Annotated in this window: 19 protein-coding genes and 1 tRNA gene; 7 read left to right on the top strand and 13 right to left on the bottom strand. The window is 65.2% G+C overall.

Features of this window, described 5'->3' with window-relative positions; all coding sequences use genetic code 11:
- Positions 1-93 precede the first annotated feature (93 nt).
- Complete coding sequence (locus AncyloWKF20_RS00380; RefSeq protein ID WP_279316012.1) at positions 94-930, top strand: universal stress protein; 837 nt, start codon at positions 94-96, stop codon at positions 928-930.
- Positions 931-1,029: 99 nt separating this feature from the next.
- On the opposite strand, the gene AncyloWKF20_RS00385 is transcribed toward AncyloWKF20_RS00380, so the two are convergent.
- The 5 genes from AncyloWKF20_RS00385 to AncyloWKF20_RS00405 all read right to left on the bottom strand — a co-directional run bounded on the left by AncyloWKF20_RS00385 (position 1,030) and on the right by AncyloWKF20_RS00405 (position 7,545).
- Complete coding sequence (locus AncyloWKF20_RS00385; protein WP_279316013.1) at positions 1,030-2,880, bottom strand: hypothetical protein; 1,851 nt, start codon at positions 2,878-2,880, stop codon at positions 1,030-1,032.
- An 80-nt stretch (positions 2,881-2,960) separates the two neighbouring features.
- Positions 2,961-4,091, bottom strand: coding sequence for a glycosyltransferase (locus AncyloWKF20_RS00390; protein WP_279316014.1), 1,131 nt, complete (start codon positions 4,089-4,091; stop codon positions 2,961-2,963).
- Positions 4,092-4,480: 389 nt separating this feature from the next.
- A complete protein-coding gene (locus AncyloWKF20_RS00395; RefSeq protein WP_279316015.1) occupies positions 4,481-5,542 on the bottom strand; it encodes a response regulator in 1,062 nt (353 codons plus the stop codon).
- Positions 5,543-5,605: 63 nt separating this feature from the next.
- A complete protein-coding gene (locus tag AncyloWKF20_RS00400; protein WP_279317834.1) occupies positions 5,606-6,019 on the bottom strand; it encodes a response regulator in 414 nt (137 codons plus the stop codon).
- A gap of 29 nt (positions 6,020-6,048) precedes the next feature.
- Positions 6,049-7,545 (bottom strand): CHASE3 domain-containing protein, encoded by a 1,497-nt coding sequence (locus AncyloWKF20_RS00405; RefSeq protein ID WP_279316016.1) that lies wholly within the window; start codon positions 7,543-7,545, stop codon positions 6,049-6,051.
- Positions 7,546-7,720: 175 nt separating this feature from the next.
- Here AncyloWKF20_RS00405 and AncyloWKF20_RS00410 point away from each other — a divergent pair, with 175 nt between their 5' ends.
- Positions 7,721-8,821 (top strand): choloylglycine hydrolase family protein, encoded by a 1,101-nt coding sequence (locus tag AncyloWKF20_RS00410; protein ID WP_279316017.1) that lies wholly within the window; start codon positions 7,721-7,723, stop codon positions 8,819-8,821.
- A gap of 134 nt (positions 8,822-8,955) precedes the next feature.
- Positions 8,956-9,114 carry a hypothetical protein gene (locus AncyloWKF20_RS00415; protein ID WP_267583414.1) on the top strand — a complete coding sequence of 53 codons (159 nt, stop codon included), beginning with the start codon at positions 8,956-8,958 and terminating at the stop codon, positions 9,112-9,114.
- Between the two features lie 19 nt (positions 9,115-9,133).
- On the opposite strand, the gene AncyloWKF20_RS00420 is transcribed toward AncyloWKF20_RS00415, so the two are convergent.
- A tRNA-His gene (locus AncyloWKF20_RS00420) sits at positions 9,134-9,210 on the bottom strand.
- Between the two features lie 183 nt (positions 9,211-9,393).
- Here AncyloWKF20_RS00420 and AncyloWKF20_RS00425 point away from each other — a divergent pair.
- Together AncyloWKF20_RS00425 and AncyloWKF20_RS00430 are read left to right on the top strand one after the other, a co-directional pair.
- Positions 9,394-9,591 carry a DUF4089 domain-containing protein gene (locus AncyloWKF20_RS00425; RefSeq protein WP_279316018.1) on the top strand — a complete coding sequence of 66 codons (198 nt, stop codon included), beginning with the start codon at positions 9,394-9,396 and terminating at the stop codon, positions 9,589-9,591.
- Positions 9,592-9,593: 2 nt separating this feature from the next.
- Entirely contained in the window at positions 9,594-11,009 is a 1,416-nt protein-coding gene (locus AncyloWKF20_RS00430; protein WP_279317835.1) for an AtzE family amidohydrolase, read from the top strand.
- 9 nt (positions 11,010-11,018) lie between these two features.
- Here AncyloWKF20_RS00430 and dmeF read toward each other — a convergent pair whose 3' ends face one another.
- The 4 genes from dmeF to AncyloWKF20_RS00450 all read right to left on the bottom strand — a co-directional run bounded on the left by dmeF (position 11,019) and on the right by AncyloWKF20_RS00450 (position 14,252).
- A complete protein-coding gene (dmeF, locus tag AncyloWKF20_RS00435) occupies positions 11,019-12,155 on the bottom strand; it encodes a CDF family Co(II)/Ni(II) efflux transporter DmeF (RefSeq protein ID WP_279316019.1) in 1,137 nt (378 codons plus the stop codon).
- A 28-nt stretch (positions 12,156-12,183) separates the two neighbouring features.
- Positions 12,184-12,462 (bottom strand): metal/formaldehyde-sensitive transcriptional repressor, encoded by a 279-nt coding sequence (locus tag AncyloWKF20_RS00440; RefSeq protein ID WP_267583409.1) that lies wholly within the window; start codon positions 12,460-12,462, stop codon positions 12,184-12,186.
- Positions 12,463-12,543: 81 nt separating this feature from the next.
- Positions 12,544-13,326, bottom strand: coding sequence for a TIGR02186 family protein (locus tag AncyloWKF20_RS00445; RefSeq protein WP_279316020.1), 783 nt, complete (start codon positions 13,324-13,326; stop codon positions 12,544-12,546).
- A complete protein-coding gene (locus AncyloWKF20_RS00450) occupies positions 13,326-14,252 on the bottom strand; it encodes a sulfite exporter TauE/SafE family protein (RefSeq protein ID WP_279316021.1) in 927 nt (308 codons plus the stop codon). Before AncyloWKF20_RS00450 ends, AncyloWKF20_RS00445 begins: the two co-directional genes overlap by 1 nt.
- A gap of 371 nt (positions 14,253-14,623) precedes the next feature.
- Between AncyloWKF20_RS00450 and AncyloWKF20_RS00455 the strand changes: the two genes are divergently transcribed.
- Both AncyloWKF20_RS00455 and AncyloWKF20_RS00460 read left to right on the top strand, forming a co-directional pair.
- Complete coding sequence (locus AncyloWKF20_RS00455; protein ID WP_279317836.1) at positions 14,624-15,862, top strand: PQQ-dependent sugar dehydrogenase; 1,239 nt, start codon at positions 14,624-14,626, stop codon at positions 15,860-15,862.
- Between the two features lie 75 nt (positions 15,863-15,937).
- Positions 15,938-16,285, top strand: a complete 348-nt coding sequence (locus AncyloWKF20_RS00460) for a cytochrome c (protein ID WP_279316022.1) — start codon at positions 15,938-15,940, stop codon at positions 16,283-16,285.
- On the opposite strand, the gene AncyloWKF20_RS00465 is transcribed toward AncyloWKF20_RS00460, so the two are convergent.
- The 3 genes from AncyloWKF20_RS00465 to meaB all read right to left on the bottom strand — a co-directional run bounded on the left by AncyloWKF20_RS00465 (position 16,263) and on the right by meaB (position 18,421).
- Positions 16,263-16,862, bottom strand: a complete 600-nt coding sequence (locus AncyloWKF20_RS00465; RefSeq protein WP_279317837.1) for a peptidase C15 — start codon at positions 16,860-16,862, stop codon at positions 16,263-16,265. The two genes, AncyloWKF20_RS00460 and AncyloWKF20_RS00465, sit on opposite strands and share 23 nt — an antisense overlap.
- Positions 16,863-16,900: 38 nt before the next feature.
- Positions 16,901-17,284 carry a response regulator gene (locus AncyloWKF20_RS00470; RefSeq protein WP_279316023.1) on the bottom strand — a complete coding sequence of 128 codons (384 nt, stop codon included), beginning with the start codon at positions 17,282-17,284 and terminating at the stop codon, positions 16,901-16,903.
- A gap of 132 nt (positions 17,285-17,416) precedes the next feature.
- On the bottom strand, positions 17,417-18,421 hold the full coding sequence (gene meaB, locus AncyloWKF20_RS00475) for a methylmalonyl Co-A mutase-associated GTPase MeaB (RefSeq protein WP_279316024.1): 1,005 nt from the start codon (positions 18,419-18,421) through the stop codon (positions 17,417-17,419).
- Between the last annotated feature and the right edge of the window lie 7 nt (positions 18,422-18,428).

The raw sequence follows: 18,428 nt of genomic DNA on the forward strand, positions 1-18,428 counted from the left end.
GGTCGCGAGGCTGACGTTTCAGGCTTGACGTTGATGGCCAGCGCGTCACTTGCATGGGGTCAAGCTGACCAAAAGGAAAAAGTGGAGGCGCCAATGATCAAGGACATTCTCGTCAGTCTTCGTCTGGGTTCGGGGCCGGATGCGACGGTCGACTACGCGGTCTCGGCCGCGACGGCCCTGAACGCTCATCTCACTGGCGTGGCGGTGAGCTATGAGATCGACATTCCCCCGGTCTATACCGAAGCCTTCTCGACCGATTTTCTTGAGGCGCAGCGAGCGGAGAGCAAGAAGCTGGCCGACCATGCCGTCGCCTATTTCGGCGAGGCGTCGCGCTCGGTCGGCCTCACCGGCGAGGTGCGGGTGATCGACGGCACGCCGGGCGGCGCGGCCGAGCAGATCGGCGTCATGTCGCGGCTCTACGACCTCACCATTGTCGGCCAGTCCGACCCGGAGAAGATGGGCGCGGAGGAGGTCATCGCCGAGGCGGTGATGTTCGATTCCGGTCGTCCGGTGCTCTTGGTGCCCTGCAAGCAGCAGAAGCCGTTCTCCGCCAAGCGCATCCTCGTCGCCTGGGATGGCGGGCGCTCGGCGGCGCGCGCGGTGGCGGAAGCCCGCCCGCTGCTCGCCCATGCCGATCTCGTCGAGGCGGTGGTGGTGGAGAGCGGGCGCACCCGCAAGCCGGATTCGCTGCCCGGCGCGGACCTCGCCCGCCATCTCGCCCGCCACGAGAAGACGGTGGAACTGCGCCGCCTCGTGCCCGGCGCCGGCGAGAGCGTGGCCGACGTGATCCTGAAGGAAGTGGCGGCGCGCGACATCGACCTGGTGGTGATGGGCGGCTACGGCCATTCGCGCCTGCGCGAATTCGTCCTCGGCGGCGTCACCCGCGACATGCTGGAGCGCATGCCCGTGCCGCTCTTGCTGGCGCATTGAGGCGGGGCTGCGGGTAAAGAAAAAGCCCGGCGCGCGAGCGCCGGGCTTTGTGGCAGCGTAGCCGCTCTCAATGCCGCCGGTCGATGCAAAGGGGCACGTCTACCTGTTGAGCTTATCGAAGGCATACTTCCAGAACGACTTTTCCCGCGCGAGCTGCAGACGACGCCTCGACCGACGGATGCGGTATGGCTGGCGCGCCGCCAAGGGCAGGCGGGTCGAGGTGCTTCCTGCGCCGTCTGAATGAGACAGGTCCGCTAAAAGTGCCATTTCTCGTGCGGTTGGGTCCGTTACCAGGCGCTCGAAGGGGCGCGACCAGGTAACAGAAGCGAGAATATCCGGATTGTAGATGTCCAGAAGAAATAGGTGGTCATCAAAAAACTTACGAATACCTGCTTGGACAGACATTGCGCGCTCGCGATATATTGCTTCTGCGGATTTCAATTCTTCCAGTACAGGAATGACAACGCCGTCTTCATTTATTTCGTATCCCAGCGTCGTTCCGTGGTCCGCGGTCAAAGCGAATTCAAGAAGTTCGACGCCACCCGACTGGAGATAGTGGTCGGCCGAGGGGTTGCTGCCGAAATTGGTAAGCCAGCCCTCCATATTCAGGCCGCTCTGCCGGTTGTTGGTGGCGCTGGAGAAGAGGCCAATAAAAAGGCCCATGAAATCCGCCTTGTCGAAGTCCGGTGGCAGGCAGTCCATCAGCAGGCGTTGAATGTTCCCGTTCCAGCCAATGTCGATAATGCCCGTGCGTTGACCCCTGCGGAAATGGGTCTCGAAGTACGACTGAAACTTGATTCGCCTGCGGTGAGCCTCGCGCAAGTCAGCCGCAAAGTTACAGCCAACCAGCGCCACGGCATCGAGAATGACGCTGTCGGAGATATGCTCGACCGTATCAAGCCCGTGCCTTTCCAGAAGGTGCTCGACCGAATGTCTCTCGTAGCCCAGCGTCTTGAGACTGTCGGTCAGCGGGCGGCCCGTGCGACTGGCGACGGGGAGGAAATTCATCGAAACATCCCAGCCCTTACGTCCGATCTGATAGCCAGTCGCGCGGGAGAAGTGGATATAGGTCGACGTCACGTCTCCGAAGAGGCCCCGCTGCTGTACTTTCTTAAAAAGAAGATAGGGTAGCCAGCCATCGCGTGCGACGAAAACGGCATGGTTCAGGCGATGCAAGCGGATATTCTTGAGTGTCCAGATCAAAAAACCGAAGATCAGCGGACCAGCTATCCGATAGCCAATCTCTTCATATTCGTTATTCGGTATTAGATGAGACGCTTGAGGCTGGTCAAGAAAATCAAGTATACTTGTTATCAGATAGTTGTCGCCGCGGTGGCGAGGGCGCTGGCGGCGGTTGTCGACAATCGCCCAGTCTGCAAGCTTCGTTTCAATGCCGCGCGCTTTTGCCTGGGCGATGTCCGCCACCGGATTGTCGCCGACATGCAGCCAGCGAGCTGTAGTAGGAAGCCGTAACGTCTCCCGAACTACATCATATAGAGCGCCTGTATGCTTGCTTTTGCGATGCTCTCCAGAAACGAAGATTGGTAGCTGTGGCGCGCCTGCGTAACCGACACGCTCCAATGTCTCTCCAAGCCAAGCCGACGGCAAATACATATCAGATATAAGGATTATTTCTTTATTAAATGCCTGCAACTCATTAAAGAGTCTAAGTCCGGCGATGCTGGCAAAAAGAAAAGATCGCTCTGCGTCCAGCTCGGTCTGTAGCAGAAAGTCCCTTAGATCATCTCCACACTGAGATATTTCTCGATATAATTCATATATCTCATCGAGCGTTACCTCTGTTTCTCCCCCAAGGGCCGTGGCATGTCGAGTGCGGGCCTCGCGTTCTGCATAGGAGCGCTGATGGCTGAATGACGCAATCTGGTCATGATAAATCAGTGCAAGTGGATGCTGCAGCGCCGCGACCCGCACCGCTTCAAAAATGTCCACCGGAGCTCTCAGTCGGCGATGAACTAGGGTATCGAAAATGTCAAAGGAGACCAAGTCATAGTCTACGAGTTTCATTGATATTATGCCTGCACGATGCGTTTGAATAGAGATTCAATACGCCTAGTTAACGACCTGAGTGGTTTGCGATGTGGTCGCTTTAGAGCATTTATTGAATTGTCAATTTGATATGATTTCCAGATCAGGTGTCCAAATTCCAATTTTAATGTTTCATATATTTCCATGGACATAATGAGGTTGGCTATGTCTGTGCCGCTATGATTGTTTGTCGTGCGGATTATTTTGTTACGTAATAACTGATTATAAAGTCGGTGTTTTTGCGCGCCATATAAAACATTATTGCCGAGTGAGCCTGTGGCGCTGCTGCGATGATGATGAAAACTTAAGAATTCGGGACACATCCATATATCGCTGTGCATAAGAAAGCGCGTATTGAAATCCCAATCGCCCAGAACAGGCAGGGATTCGTCGAAAAGTCCAATATTCCGGGCGACAGAAAGATCAAATATGAAGCATATAGATGGAAACAAGTTTCTTAGTATCATCGGCTGAATGCTAAGAATACCGTTGTATATATTGTCAAAGTCCCATGAATTATGAGGTTCGACGCGCTCAATTATAATCTCGTTCCCGATAACGGTTTCATGAACGCGGTTGGCTCGGCACGCTATTCCGCGAATGGAAGGAAATTCTCTCTGGCGATGTTGTAGGGTTGTGAGCATGGTCGCCAGGAACTCAGGCGCCCAGCTATCGTCATCGTCATGGATAGCGGCGTAATCGGTATCAAGCTGGGCGAGGCCAGCGTTGGATGCGGCTTCCATGCCCCGCGACGACGCGTGATGAATGACAAGGACGCGTGGATCATGCGCGAACATCCGGTCTACGAGCCAGTCCACCTGTTCAGGTGCACTGCCATCGTTGACGACGACAAGCTTCCAGTCGGCATGGGTTTGGTCGCGAACGCTTTCCAGAGCGCGGCGCAGGAGGACCGCCCGGTCCTTCGTGCGCATAACGATGCCGACCGTAGGCAGTCTGCTGGGCGTAGCAACAACCTGCTCGCCGTTAGAGGAATCCTGCTGGACAACCAGGCGGCGTGAGATCGGCTTGCGCGAAATTATAGACAGAGGAAGCGTTTCTGTTTTCTCTTTACGGGCGTCGCTGGTCGTCATTTCTGCAGGCATGATTGAAGCCAATCAAAATTTCTTTGTCGATGTAAACGGGGTCGGCAAAGAAGTAGAGCCCATGCGCGGCGAGTCATTCACTCGCCGGGAAGTGAGTTTAGCTGGTATCAAAGAGATGCAGTTCGTCGCAAACTCTCAGGGTACCCTTAGGGCGCCAATGATGGCATGGCAATGAATGTATTTTTTAAGCAATAAAAATCAATGTGTAGTAATTGCACATAGCAAGTGCATTTAATTCACATCATTATTATTGAGTCTGATTAAGTATTTGGAATTAAAAGGTAAATTAAAATGTTGCAAATTTGCAACTCGGCATAAAAAGTACCGTCTGGCGGTTCCCTGCCGATGCGCGAAGGAGTTGCATTTTGGCGCCCGCCCCAGCCCATCCGCCAGCGGCAAGCTCACTCCGCCGGGATGGCTTCCGGAAGCGGGAAGGTGACGGCGACGCAGGTGCCGCGGGGGCGGGGGCGCCATTCGAGGGCGCCGTTGATGCTGCCGGCCATGGAGCGGACGATGCGGCTGCCGAGGCCGCTGCCCACCGCCTTGCCCTCGCCGGTCCAGCCGATGCCGTCATCCTCGACCGACAGCTCGGCGGTGCCGGCCTCCGCATCGACCCGCAGGCGCACCCGCACCTCGCCGGCGCCGTCGCTGCCATAGGCGTATTTGAAGGCGTTGGTGACCAGCTCGGCGACCATGACGCCGATCGGCACGGCGCGGTCGGTCGGCAGGATCAGGTGATCGGTGGCGAGGGTGAGCTGCGAGGTGTGCCCGGCCTGGCGCATGGAGGCGCCGATATCCTCGATCAGCCCGTGCAGATACTCGTCGATGGCGACGACGCGCACATCGGCGGAAGTGTAGAGGCGGCGATGCACGCCGGCGATGGCGAGGATGCGCGCCTGCGTCTCGGCCAGCGCCGCGCGGCACTCCTTGTCCTCGATGGCGTTGGATTGCAGGCGCACCATGGCCGAGACCATGGCGAGGCTGTTGGCGACGCGGTGATTGACCTCGGCGAGTAGCGCCTCGGCGCGGTCGCGGGCCTCGCGCACTTCCTGCTCGGCCTGCTCCTTGGCGCGGCGCAGCCGTGCGGTCTCGATCGCCTGGTCGATGGCGGAGACCAGCAGCTCGATGAACTCGACCTCGATGGTCTTCGGCACATAGTCCACCGCGCCGGCCTTGAGCGCCTGCACCGCCACCGTCGTCTCGGAGGAGGCGGTGACATAGACCACGGGCGGCGCGCCGGGCCGGCCGCGCAGCGCCGCCAGCACGTCGATGCCGGTGCCGGTGGGCAGGAAATGGTCGAGCGCGACGACATGAATGCCGTCCTCGTCGATCCGCCGCAGGCCGCTCTCGGCGTCGCCCGCGAGTTCCACCTCATAGCCGCGGCGCGTCAGCGCCTTCTGCACCAGACGCCCCATGCCCGGATCATCGTCGATATAGAGCACACGGTGGGCGCTGGCGGCCATGGAGCGGGCTGTCCCGGTATCGGTCGTTGCAGAGGGGCGGTGTCGCGCGGGCCGCTTGCCGGATCAGGTCGTCTCGGGAACCTGCATCACCGAGAAGAACAGCCCGAGCTGGCGGATGGCGTGGGCGAAGCTCTCATAGTTCACGGGCTTGGTGATGTACACATTGGCCCCGAGATCGTAGCAGCGCTGGATCTCGCGCGCGTCGTCGGTGGTGGTGAGCACGACCACGGGGGTGCGCTTGGTGTGCGGGTTGCGCTTCACCTTTTCCAGGATCTCGATGCCGGTCATGTCCGGCAAATTGAGGTCGAGCAGGATGAGCAGCGAGCGCTTGGTGCTCACCTCGCCCGAGCCGTCCGGCCCGAACAGATAGGCAAGGCCGTCCGTGCCATTGGTGAAGGGCAGGATCTCGTTGTTGACGCCGGCGCGGCGGATGTTCTTCTCGATGAGGCGCGCATGGCCCTCATCGTCCTCGATCATGATGATCGTTACGGATTTGGCGTTCTCGGTCACGCGGCCACACTCCCTGCTACGGCCCGCGGATAGGCGGGCAGGCTCAGGGTGAAGACGCTTCCCTGGCCAAAGGTTGACTTAAGCGAAATATCGCCGCCGAGGTTCCGGGCCATGGTGCGCACATGGGCGAGGCCGATGCCCTCGCCCGGCTGGTCCTGCTGGCCGGAACGGCGGAAAAGTTCAAAGACGCGCTCATGGTCGCCGGGGTCGATGCCGCGGCCATTATCCTCCACCGCGATATCGACCAGCCCGCCGGGCCGGGCGGTGGCGCGGATGGCGATGCGCAGCGGCACATCGCGGCGGCGGTACTTCACCGCATTGTCCAGCAGATTGCCGATGATCTGCTCGACCGAGAGCCGGTCGGCGACGAGGCTGGAGACGCGCGCGTCGATGGTCACCTCGCCCTGCGCTTCCGTGACCTGATGCTGGATGGCGGCCGCCGAGGTGTCGAGCAGCGCCGGCAGGTCGATGCGCTCGGGCTTGGTGACGCGCCGGCCCTCGCGCGAGAGCTTGAGGATGGCGTTGATGAGCCCGTCCATCTTGCGGGTGGAGGAGCGGATGAAGCCGAGCGCCTCGGGCAGATCCTCGCGCGCGGCGAGGCGCACGGCTTCGAGGTCCGGCGTGTGGGCGTCCCCGTCATGGCGGTCGACGAAGGCCTGCAGCGTCGCCACGCTCTGCTCCAGCTCCGAGGTGAAGCCCATGATGTTGACCAGCGGCGCCCGCAGGTCATGCGTGACAATATAGGCGAAGCGCTGGATTTCCTCATTCGCCCGGCCGAGTTCGAAGGTGCGCTCGCGCACGCGCGCCTCGAGGCTGGCGTTGAGTTCCTCCACCTCGCGCCGGGTCTGCGCGAGCTGGCGCAGATAAACGAAGATGGTGGCCATGCCGGCGATGGTCACGCCGAGCACCAGCAGCCCGCCGCCGACCGAGACCCACCAGAGCGCGTTGGCGCTCGAGGCCTGTTCGGCGTTGATATCGAGCAGGTGGTCCTCCGCTTCCTTGACGATCGCCGCGAGGGAGTTTCGCGCCCGGTCCATCAGCTCCTTGCCGGTGTCGCTGCGCACGATGTCGACCGCCTGCGCGAGCTGGCCGGCCTCGGTGAGGTCCACCGTCTGCTTCAGCTCGGCCATCTTGGCCTTTGCCGTGGCGACGAGATCGGGCGCGAGCTCGCGGGCAACGGGATCGACCTGCGCCGCTTTCTCGAAAGCCTCCATCTGCGCGGGAAGCTTCTGCGCCGCGGCGCGGAACGGGGCGAGATAGGCCGGGTCGCTGGTGAGCAGATAGCCGCGCTGCCCGGTTTCCAGATCCTGCAGCAGCGACCGGAAATCCACCGTGGCCGCGCGCAGGCGGCGCATCTGCTGGACTTCGACCACCAGCGCCTGCGTGCGCTGGACCAGCCACACATTGCTCGCCACGACGCCCGCCAGCGCGACAAGGCCGAGCAGCAGGAGCAGCAGCGTCGAGACGATGAAGGAACCGCGCGAGATGGGCATGAAGGCTCCGGCGACGTATCATTCAAAAAGGCGGCGATGAGCCCGCGAAGGCCGATCCGGGAGGCTGACCCGATGGGATGGCGGCGTCCCGGCGCGGACGATAATCATCAATGCACGGTGGCGCCGATAACTGGCATCATCTAGCGAAGAAAATGACAAAACAGGAGGTACCCCAATGTTGCGCCTTGCGGCTACTGCGCTTTCGCTGCTCGCCATGGTGAATGCGGGCCTCGCCTGCACCGCTGTCGACATCATCGCCGCCGACAAATCGGTGGTGGCCGGTCGGACCATGGAATGGGCCTATGAGATGAAATGGACGCTGGTGAGCCAGCCCAAGGGCACCACGCTCACCCTGTCCGCGCCCAAGGCAACCGGCCTGCCGGACCTGAAGGTGACGACGAAGTTCTCCGTCGTCGGGGTGAGTGCCGGCATCATTCCCGGCGGCGCGCTGCTGGACGGGCAGAACGCCGAGGGCCTCTCGATGAGCGGCAATTTTCTGCCCGGCTTCACCCAGTACCAGACCGTGACGCCGCAGGACACGCAGTACCAGTCCGTGCTGACCTTCGGCGCCTGGGCGCTCGGCAGCTTCGCCAATGTGGCCGATCTGCGCGCCGGGCTGGCGACGATGAAGGTGTGGGCCGATGCCAGCCTGCCGAGCGGGCCGACGCCGCCGACCATCCATTTCGTCTTCGTCGACCGCAGCGGGGCGGGCATCGTCGTCGAATATGTCGGCGGCGAGGTGCGCATCCACGACAACGCCGCCCATGTGCTCACCAACGCGCCGACCTATGACTGGCACCTCAACAATCTGCGCAATTATCTGAGCCTGTCGACGGTGGCGGTGGCGCAGCGCCCTGTCGGCAACCTCAACGTGACCGAACTCGGCGCGGGCGGCGGCGGCATCGGCCTGCCGGGCGACTACACCCCGCCCTCGCGCTTCGTGAAGGCGGCGTTCCTGCGCCATTACGCCGAACAGCCGAAGGACGCGGCCGGCGCGGCGCAGATGGTCGGCCACATCCTCAACAATGTGGACATCCCCGTCGGCATCGCCCAGTTCAAGAATCCGGACGGCTCGCTGAGCTCCGACTACACGCAATGGGTCGTGGTGAAGGATCTCACCAACAACCGGCTGAGCATCGCCAACTACGCCAACCGGCTGAACTACCTGACCATCGACCTCAACCCGCTCTTCGCCGACGCGAAGCCCGGCGCGAAGCTGGTGGACGATCTGCCTTATCCCAAGCCGCTCGCCGCGCCCGGCGTGCTCGCTCCCTGACCGATGGGGCCGGCGGCGCGGCAGCTCTCGCGCCGCCGGCTTCCTCCGGACCGTGCCGTGGTGCGGTCTGGCCGTCCGCTTGCATGGCCGTTCCCGGACGTGAACCGCGACGTCCGGCAGTCGGGAGTGAAGTCATGTCGGCCGAGGAAGCCCACGCGGCGGATCAGTTCGCCGTCGCCTATGCCCGCAAATACGGATCGCGCCTGCGGGTGCGCGCCGATGTCTGGCTCAAGCTGAAGGAGGCGGGGGCGGACACGTCGCTCTATATCTGCCTGACGCAGACGGGCGGCTGAGCGTGCCGGACAAACATTCTGGTACAGCTGGGTGGGCTCGAACCACCGACCTCCGGTTCCACAGACCGGCGCTCTAACCAACTGAGCTACAGCTGCGTGCCAGAACGGCGCGGAACCTAATTGCGCGGCTTGCGCTTGGCAAGAGCGCCTGTGTGTAAGTTATGGCCCTGTCGGAGCCGCGCATGGTCGAAGATGTGGCGTTCCCACACACTGACTGAAAAATAGACTTGTTCACCGAGATTGTATGCAATCTAATACCATCCGGTGTGGAGGGCGACCATGGCGGACAGGGACATCACCGACGAGGCTCTGGCGGCGCTGCTGGATGGCGGGCTGGCGGTGCAGGCTCTGCCGCTTGAGGAGGCGCTGCGCCCGCGCGTTCTCATGCACCTCAAGACCGCCGTGGCCATGGCGGCGCTGGTGACGGACTTCCCGCTGCCCGACGAGGCCGAGCCCGCGCCGGTCTACCGGCCATGAGCATGACCGAAGTGGATAGCGACCGGGTGATCGAACTTCTGGGCGGCAGCGCCCTGGCTCTCGCCGCCGCCGTGCGGGCCGGCGAGGTGACCGCGCGCGCGGTGGTCGAGGCGGCGCTGGCCCGTATCGCCGTGATCGACCCGGTGCTCAATGCCTTCACCGACGTCACCGCCGCCCGCGCCCGTGCCGAGGCCGACGCGATCGACGCCCGCCGCGCCGCCGGCAAGCCGCTCGGCCCGCTGGCCGGCGTGCCCTTCGCGGTGAAGAACCTGTTCGACCTCAAGGGCCTGCCGACGCGGGCCGGCTCGAAGATCAACCGCGACCGCCCGCCCGCGCCGCGCGACGCGACGCTGGTGGAGCGGCTCACCGCCGCCGGCGCCGTGTGTCTCGGCGGCCTGAACATGGGCGAATATGCCTATGACTTCACCGGCGAGAATGTGCATGACGGCATTTCGCGCAACCCGCACGCCATCGGCCACATGGCCGGCGGTTCGTCCGGTGGTTCCGGCGCGGCGGTGGGCGGCAAGCTGGTGCCGCTCTCCCTCGGCTCGGACACCAATGGCTCGATCCGCGTGCCCGCCTCCTTCTGCGGCATTTTCGGCCTGAAGCCGACCTATGGCCGGCTGTCGCGCGCCCGCAGCTTCCCCTTCGTGGCGAGCCTCGATCATCTCGGCCCCTTCGCGCGCAATGTCGGCGACCTCGCCGCGAGCTATGACGCGCTGCTCGGCCCCGACGCGGATGACCCGGCGCTGGCCGACATGCCGGCGGAGCCAGTGCTGGAGCGACTGGACGCGCCGGGCGATCTCAAGGTCGCCGTGCTTGGCGGCTGGTTCGCGCGGCAGGGCTCATTGCAAACCTATGCGGCGGTGGCCGCCGCCGCGCGGGCGCTCGGTGCCACGCGCTCGGTGGAATTGCCGGAGGTGGAGCGGGCGCGGGCTGCCGCCTATCTCATCACCATGGCCGAGGGCGCGGCGCTGCATCTCGACCGCATGCGCACGCGGCCGGGCGATTTCGACCCGGCGGTGCGCGAGCGGCTGCTGGCCGGCGCGGTGCTGCCGGCCGCGTGGATCGCGCGGGCGCAGATCCTGCGCCGCTGGTTCCGCGAGCGGGCGCTGGAACTGTTCGCCGATCATGACGTGCTGATCGCCCCCGCTTCGCCCGTGCCAGCGCCGAAGAGCGGGCAGGTGACCTTCGTGCTCGACGGGCGCGAGATGCTGGTGCGGCCAAATATCGGCATCTACACCCAGCCCATCTCTTTCATTGGCCTGCCGGTGGTCGCCGCGCCCATCCCGCTCAATGAGCGTCTGCCGGTGGCGGTGCAGCTCATCGCCGCGCCCTGGCGCGAGGACGCGGCGCTGAAGGCGGCGCGGGTGCTGGAGCGCGCTGGTGTCGCCGTCGCGCCCGAGCCGGCGGTGTAGCGCGGGCCGTCAGGCCGCGCGGGCCTCCGCCGGGTTTACCTCGACGGTGACGTGCGAGAGCCCTTCAATATGCTCGAGCTCGTGCTTGTAGGCGGCCGGCGCGCGCGGCGTCGCGCTGCGCAGCGCCACCACCGCGGCGTGATGACCGGGGCCGACCTGCCAGACATGAAGGTCCGTCACCTCGGCGCCCTGCTCCTCCAGCGTCGCGCGGATGGTCTGCGGCAGGCCGGCGCGCGGGGTGAAATCGAGCAGCACGCCGGCCGTGTCGCGCAGCAGGCCGAAGGACCAGCGGGCGACGACCAGCGCACCGACGATGCCGATCACCGGATCGAGCCAGAGGAAGCCGTAAAGGCTGCCGCCGAGCAGAGCGAGGATGGCGAAGACCGAGGTCATCGCGTCGGTCAGCACGTGCAGATAGGCGGCACGCAGATTGTTGTCCCGCGGGCGCGCGGCGGGCGTCGTCGGGTTTGCGGCGTGCGGGTGGCCATGGTCATGCCCGCTATGATGGCTGTGCGCATGGTCTGCCTCGTCATGTGCGTGATGCTCGTCATGATCGTGCGCGGCATGGTGAGCGTGGCCGTGGGCCTCGGCATGATGATCGTGGTGGTCGTGGCCGTGACCGTGATGCCCCCCATGACCATGCCCGTGACCGTGCAGATGGTCGTGGTCGTCGCGCAGCAGCCAGGCGCAGACGAGGTTCACCACCAGACCGAAGGCGGCGACGGCCATCGCCTCGTTGAAGTCGATGGAGACGGGCGCGGTGAGGCGCAGGGCGCTCTCCCAGCCGATCAGGATCGCCACAATGGCGAGAACCACGGCGCTGGCGAAGGCGGCGAGGTCGCCCACCTTGCCGGTGCCGAAGCTGAAGCGCGGATCATTGGCGTGCCGCGTCGCGTAGCGATAGGCCAGCGCGGTGATCAGCATGGCGGCGGCGTGGGTCGACATGTGCCAGCCATCGGCCAGCAGCGCCATGGAGCCGAACAGCGAGCCGGCAACGATCTCCAGCACCATGACGCTCGCGGTGATGGCGATGACGATCCAGGTGCGGCGCTCATGGCGGCGGTGACCGTCGCCGAGGAAGTTGTGGGCGTGGCGGTCGGACAGCGGGCCGGCGGGTTGCAGCGCGGCGGGGGTGGGGGCGTGCATGGCGGGCTCCGGGCTCAGGTGAGGCGGCTTATTTGAGATAGGTGCGGATGACGTCCATCAGCTCGGCGGCGCCGCGCGCGCGGTCGCGGTCGGTGTCGGTCGCGGGATCGACGACATGGTGGCGCATGTGATCCTCGATCAGCTCCACCGTCAGCCCGTTCATCGCCCCGCGCACGGAGGCGACCAGCTGGAGCACGTCGGCGCAGCCAAGCTCCGCCTCCAATGCCCGCTCGACCGCTTCGACCTGGCCGCGAATGCGTCGCACACGTGCCAGCAGACGGGACTTTTCCTTGATGGTGTGGGACATGATCCGCTCAAATATAGGGTACCCCCCTATATTATGCCGATAGCGCGCCGAGTCATCCCTCTCGTTGCACCGGGCCTAAAATCAGTCGCGGCGGAAGGCGACGCTGGCGATGAAGCCGACGGCGAGGGCGCCCAGCGCGCTTGCGAGGCCATAGAGCCAAGGATGGTCGAGCGCGGCGGTGGCGACCGTCTGCTCGAAATCGACCTTGGCGACTTCCAGCGGCAGCAGGCCTCGGCTTTCAAGATCGCCGTCGATGAAGGTCTTCACCGAGACCTGATAGGTGCCGATCGGGGCGGTGCCGGGGATCGGGATGACTGCGCGGAACACATGCGGGGCGATGAATTCCACGCCCTGCTTGTTCTCCACATAGAGGTGCTCGGCCTGCTTGACCCGCAGGAATGCCTGCCGGAACGGGTCATCCGGCACGACATCCGCGTAGTCGGCGCCGACCCGCTGGAGGAAGCGGTTATTGGCGAGGCCCAGCTGCTCCTGCCGCAGCGTGTCGGCGTCCGACATCAGCGCCGGATCGCGGCTGCTCAGCACGGCGAGATAGGACGGCGCGGCCAGGAAAGCGCGGCTGTCGACATTGACCCAGATGCCGAAACGCTGCGCCTTGCGCCAGGCGACGAAGCTCTCCTCCGGCCCGCGCACGGTGACGACGACATCGCGCGGGCGGTCCGGCTCGCCGGGCGCGCGCTCGACCACGCCGAACAGCACGATGCTGTCGCCGGAAAAGCTGGAGGTGATGGTGATGCGCGATTTCGACAGCGAGAGCACCAGCGGGGGCGGTGTCTGCGCCAGCGCGAGGCTGGCGGGTGCCAGCAACAGGGCGAGGGCGAGAAGCAGGCGGCGGGCGGCGCTCATCACCGCGCCCGCTCATTGATGGTGACGCTGTACAGGTCCGCCGGCTGCCGCGTCTGGTCATAAGCGACGCGCAAGCCAACGCCGAGCACGAGCAGGCCGAGCAGCAGGCGCAGATTTTCCGCCTTGAGCGCCTGCCCGGCCCGGGTGCCGAACTGGGCGCCAATGGTGCCTCCGACCATGAGGATGAGGCCGAGCACCGCGTCCACCGTCTGGTTCAGCACCGCCTGCATGATGATCGCCGCCAGCATGGTGGCGAGCGTCAGCATCAGCGAGGTGCCGACCGAGGTGAGGGTGGGCACGCGCAAGAGGTAGATCAGAGCCGGCACCAGCAGGAAGCCGCCGCCAATGCCCATCAGCGCGCCGAGGAAGCCGATGAGGAAGCCGATGGCGAGCACCGGGATGACCGAGACATAGATGCGCGACTGGCGAAAGCGCATCTTGAACGGCATGCGCAGAAACCAGGGATGCGCGCCCGGCCGCTTCACCATGGGCGGCTCGCCCCGCCAGCGCCGGGTGAGCGCGCGCAGGCTCTCCACCACCATCAGCGTGCCGATGGTGCTGAGCAGCGCGATGTAGGAGACCGCGATCACCAGATCGAGCTGGCCGAAGCGCCGCAGCATCATGAAGGTGAGCACGCCCCCCAGCGTGCCGGTGAGGCCGCCAATCAGCAGGACGAAGCCGAGCTGCGTGTCCACCTGCTTGCGCCGCAGATAGTTCAGCGTGCCGGAGAAGGAGGACGCGGCCATGTGGGTCGAGACGCTCGCCACCGCCACGGCCGGCGAGACGCCGAGGAAGATGAGCAGCGGCGTCATCAGGAAGCCGCCGCCGACGCCGAACATGCCAGAAATGAACCCGACCCCGAGGCCCATCGCCAGCAGGGTGAAGATGTTCACCGGCAGTTCCGCGATCGGCAGATAGATCGTCATGCGCGCCGTGGCCTCCCGAGCCGGCGCCTCTTCGCGAGGCGAGGGGCTCTGCGCCAACGACTTAGCAGGATTCGCCGCCGGGAACATGACCAGCCGGTACGGGTCGGGGTGCGGTGGTATGCGTTATAATGTAGAAATCAAGTCATCGCGGCTCGATTGTAGTAGTGAAATGTTACATTGGCCGGAGATGGCAAGTTTCTTGGCCGCGGTAAAAAGAAATAACCAATAACGTCATCATGCCTGACTTAACGTCAGCGGCGCGCGTGCTAGCGTGCCGGCGCAACGGGCCCGTTCGAGGCCCGGCACTTAGGAGGAACCCCATGTCCAAGAACCGTTTCGGCGGGCGCGCTGGCGCGCTGCTGGCCTCGACCATGCTCGCCGGCGTGCTGGCGCTGGCCGCGACCGGCGCCGCCCGCGCCCAATCGACCGACAATCTGGAGAAGCTGTCCAACTTCCAGTCCACCGGCGCCTCCATGGAGATGGAGACGGTGCCGCAGACCGGCCCGCGCGTCGACGCCTTCAACAAGACGCTGGCCGGCATCAAGCTGCCCGATGGCTTCAAGATTTCGCTCTACGCCATCGTACCGGATGCGCGTGAAATGGCGATCGGGCCGACCACCGGCGTCGTCTTCGTGGGCACGCGCAAAGCCAAGGTCTGGGCGGTCACCGACCGCGACAAGGACCGCGTGGCTGACGAGGTGAAGGTCTTCGCGCCCTCCGTGCAGTTCAAGCTGCCGCACGGCGTGTGCTTCTCCAAGGATGGCTTCCTGTTCGTCGCCGAGCAGAACCGCGTGCTGCTGTTCCCGGCGGCGGAGTATTTCTATGAGGGGCCGGACGTCGCCGCCTTCCAGGTGGTCAAGCAGGGCGACCTGATTCCGAGGGCCGAAGAATCCTACAACCACACTACCCGCGTCTGCCGCATCGGGCCGGACGACAAGCTCTACATATCGCTTGGCCAGCCCTTCAACGTGTTCCCGCAGGAGAAGTACGACCTCTACAAGAAGGTCGGCATCGGCGGCATCATCCGCATGGACCGCGACGGCAAGAACCGCGAGGTCTATGCTTGGGGCGTGCGCAATTCCGTCGGCATGGACTTCAATGCCAAGGACAAGACGCTTTGGTTCACCGACAACCAGGTGGACGGCATGGGCGACGACATCCCGCCGGGCGAGCTGAACCGCGCCACCAAGGCCGGGCAGAATTTCGGCTTTCCCTATTTCGGCGGCGGCTCGGTGCGTACCGTCGAGTACAAGGACGCGACGCCGCCGGCGGATGCGGTGAAGCCGGAGGTCGAGATGGTCGCGCATGCCGCCGATCTCGGCATGACCTTCTATACCGGCCAGCAATTCCCGGAGAAGTATCGCGGCGGCATCTTCTCGGTGCAGCACGGCTCCTGGAACCGCACCGTGCCGGTGGGCGCGCGGGTGATGTTCACCACGCTCAACGAGGATGGCACGGCGGCCAAGGCCGAGCCCTTCGCCGAGGGCTGGCTGACCGGCAATGGCGAGTATCTCGGCCGTCCGGCGGCGGTAGCGCAGCTCAATGACGGCTCGCTGCTGGTCTCGGACGACACGTCGGGGGCGATCTACCGTATCTCCTACGGCAAGTAGCGCGCTCCATCAGATCGACGCCCGCGGCCCACCCCGGTCGCGGGCGTTCCTCACGCATCAATGCCGGGAAAGCCGATGCCATCTTCACCCCTCGCGCCGCTTGCCACGGCGGCGCTTCTTCTCGCCTCCACCGCACTGGCCACGACACCCGCCCATGCGCAGGACGCCAAGGCCGGGCGCGCCAAGGCTTCCGCCCAATGCGCGGTCTGCCATGGCGCCAACGGCCTGTCGCAGCATCCCGAGGCGCCGAACCTCGCCGGTCAGGTCGAGATGTATCTGATGAAATCGCTGGAGGATTTCCGCGCCGGCCGGCGCAGCAACGAGATGATGACGGTGGTGAGCAAGGATCTCACCGATGCCGACATCGCCAATCTCGCCGCCTGGTACGCCTCGATCCGCATCACCGTCGAGCCGCCGCAATAGGCGCCGCGCACCGCTGCGCGACCAGCCTCCGCAGCAGCGCCTCCAGCGCGCGGTGCATCTGCGCCAGCGTCAGGCCGGGGCGGGGCAGCGGGACATGGATGAAGACGGCGCGCCGTCCCTCGGCCCGCGCCCAGCCATAGGCGCGGTAGGCCAGCGCGTTGCAGATGTAGCGCCCGGCATCGCGCGACAGCCGGGCGGGTACGCCAGCGCCGGAGAGGGCGTGAAGCAGCGCAGCCGATGGGGCGGGGCAGGCGATGCGGGCCGGGCCACCGGGAGCGATGACGCGCGAGACGGGGCGCCGCCGGGCCACATCGGGAAAGCTGCCGCCACCATTGCGCCCGCTGATTTCGATGCACAGCGCCCGCCGCCGGGCGGCGAGGCCGATCATCAGCACGATGTCCGGCGCCTCCTGCGCCAGAAGCGCGGGAAAATCCTCGGCCGCCTTCCACTCGGTCGGCAGCGTCAGGGCGCTGAGCCGCACACCGGGCAGCCGGCGGCTGCGGGCGAGTGTCCGCGCCAGCGTCGCGGAGGGATTGGAGGGCGCGCCGGGGAAGGGGCCGAAGCCGGTGATCAACACCCGCAAGGGAGGGGGCGCCGGCGGCATGGCGGGAAGGGTCAGGCGGTCTGGGCGTCGAGCGCGCGCAGGAGAGCGCCTTCGAGCTCGGCGAGCTGGAACGGCTTGGTCAGCACCGGCCGGGTGCGCCAGTCCTCGATGAGGTCGTCATCGGCATAGCCGGTGGCGAACACCACGGGGATGCCATGACCGCTGGCCGCCGCGGCGACGTCATAGGACCGCTTGCCGTTCAGATTGAGGTCGAGCAGGGCCACGTCGATCTCGGCATGGCGCTCGGCGACGAAATTCAGCGCGTCGCTGACCGCCGATGTGGTGCCGACGACGGTGCCGCCGAGTTCCTCGACCATGGACTCGATCATCATGGCGACGAGGGCTTCGTCCTCGACGAGAAAGATGCGGCGTCCGCTGAGGTCCACCTTGCTCATGAAAGCCTCCGGCCTGCTTCGGTACGTTGAACCAAGCGGGCTGAACCTCCCGCTCCGGGCAGCATCCGATCGCCAGGATGGTGGAGAGCGGACCTTAACACGTTCAATCCGGCATTTTGAGGGTATGATTTCTCACAAACCCAGACGCAGGGCGATGCGGCCAGCGCCGAGGGATGGCGAGAGCCGGCCCGTGCCGACCTCCGCCTCGATCTGCGTGAGCTCGGCGCGCAGGGCGGCATCGGCGCGCAGCCGGGCGCGCAGGCGCTCATCGAACAGCGTCCACATCCACTTCACCTGCTGCGCGCTGCGCTTGGCCTCGAAGCTGCCAGCGGCCTGAGCGCGGCTGCGATGCAGCGTCACCTGCTGCCAGAGATCGTCGACCCCCTCGCTGGTGAGGCCGGAATAGGTGAGCACCGGCACGCTCCAATGCGCCTCGCGTCCCCCCAGCACATGCAGCGCGGCGCGGTACTCGGCCGCCGCCGCGCGGGCGCGCGTGGCGTTCTCGCCATCGGCCTTGTTCACCGCGACGATGTCGGCGAGTTCGATGATGCCCTTCTTGATGCCCTGAAGCTCATCGCCGGCGCCCGGCAGCATCAGCACCAGGAAGGTGTCGGTCATGTCCGCCACCGCCGTCTCCGACTGGCCGACGCCGACCGTTTCGACCAGCACGATATCGAAGCCGGCGGCCTCGCAGATCATTAGCGTCTCGCGGGTGCGGGCGGCGACCCCGCCCAGCGTGCCGGCGGCGGGCGAGGGGCGGATGAAGGCGCGCGCATCCATGGAGAGCCGCGCCATCCGCGTCTTGTCGCCGAGGATCGAGCCGCCGGATCGCGAGGAGGAGGGGTCGACCGCCAGCACGGCGACGCGGTGCCCCTGCGCGGTCAGGTGCGTGCCCAGCGTGTCGATGGTGGTGGACTTGCCCACCCCCGGCACGCCGGTGATGCCCACCCGCATGGCCGTGCCGGTGAAGGGCAGGAGCCGTTGCAGCAACTCCTCCGCCCGCGCGCGGTGCTCGGCCTTGCGCGATTCCACCAGCGTGATCGCCCGCGCCAGCATCGCCCGGTTGCCGGCGCGCACCCCCTCGACCAGCGCGTCGAGCGAAGGGAGGGCGTGCGCGGCGTCGGAGGCGCGGGTCATGGCGGGG

The sequence above is a fragment of the Ancylobacter sp. WKF20 genome, assembly GCF_029760895.1.
Classification (GTDB): Bacteria; Pseudomonadota; Alphaproteobacteria; order Rhizobiales; family Xanthobacteraceae; genus Ancylobacter.

Coding starts and splice junctions, on each gene's coding strand:
- AncyloWKF20_RS00440 (WP_267583409.1), bottom strand. CDS start 12,462: ATGTCCCACACCATCAAGGAAAAGTCCCGTCTGCTGGCACGTGTGCGA.
- AncyloWKF20_RS00450 (WP_279316021.1), bottom strand. CDS start 14,252: ATGACGATCTATCTGCCGATCGCGGAACTGCCGGTGAACATCTTCACC.
- meaB (WP_279316024.1), bottom strand. CDS start 18,421: ATGACCCGCGCCTCCGACGCCGCGCACGCCCTCCCTTCGCTCGACGCG.
- AncyloWKF20_RS00460 (WP_279316022.1), top strand. CDS start 15,938: ATGCCATCTTCACCCCTCGCGCCGCTTGCCACGGCGGCGCTTCTTCTC.
- AncyloWKF20_RS00455 (WP_279317836.1), top strand. CDS start 14,624: ATGCTCGCCGGCGTGCTGGCGCTGGCCGCGACCGGCGCCGCCCGCGCC.
- AncyloWKF20_RS00405 (WP_279316016.1), bottom strand. CDS start 7,545: ATGCCCATCTCGCGCGGTTCCTTCATCGTCTCGACGCTGCTGCTCCTG.
- AncyloWKF20_RS00380 (WP_279316012.1), top strand. CDS start 94: ATGATCAAGGACATTCTCGTCAGTCTTCGTCTGGGTTCGGGGCCGGAT.
- AncyloWKF20_RS00415 (WP_267583414.1), top strand. CDS start 8,956: ATGTCGGCCGAGGAAGCCCACGCGGCGGATCAGTTCGCCGTCGCCTAT.
- AncyloWKF20_RS00410 (WP_279316017.1), top strand. CDS start 7,721: ATGTTGCGCCTTGCGGCTACTGCGCTTTCGCTGCTCGCCATGGTGAAT.
- AncyloWKF20_RS00395 (WP_279316015.1), bottom strand. CDS start 5,542: ATGGCCGCCAGCGCCCACCGTGTGCTCTATATCGACGATGATCCGGGC.
- AncyloWKF20_RS00425 (WP_279316018.1), top strand. CDS start 9,394: ATGGCGGACAGGGACATCACCGACGAGGCTCTGGCGGCGCTGCTGGAT.
- AncyloWKF20_RS00430 (WP_279317835.1), top strand. CDS start 9,594: ATGACCGAAGTGGATAGCGACCGGGTGATCGAACTTCTGGGCGGCAGC.
- AncyloWKF20_RS00470 (WP_279316023.1), bottom strand. CDS start 17,284: ATGAGCAAGGTGGACCTCAGCGGACGCCGCATCTTTCTCGTCGAGGAC.
- dmeF (WP_279316019.1), bottom strand. CDS start 12,155: ATGCACGCCCCCACCCCCGCCGCGCTGCAACCCGCCGGCCCGCTGTCC.
- AncyloWKF20_RS00400 (WP_279317834.1), bottom strand. CDS start 6,019: ATGATCGAGGACGATGAGGGCCATGCGCGCCTCATCGAGAAGAACATC.
- AncyloWKF20_RS00445 (WP_279316020.1), bottom strand. CDS start 13,326: ATGAGCGCCGCCCGCCGCCTGCTTCTCGCCCTCGCCCTGTTGCTGGCA.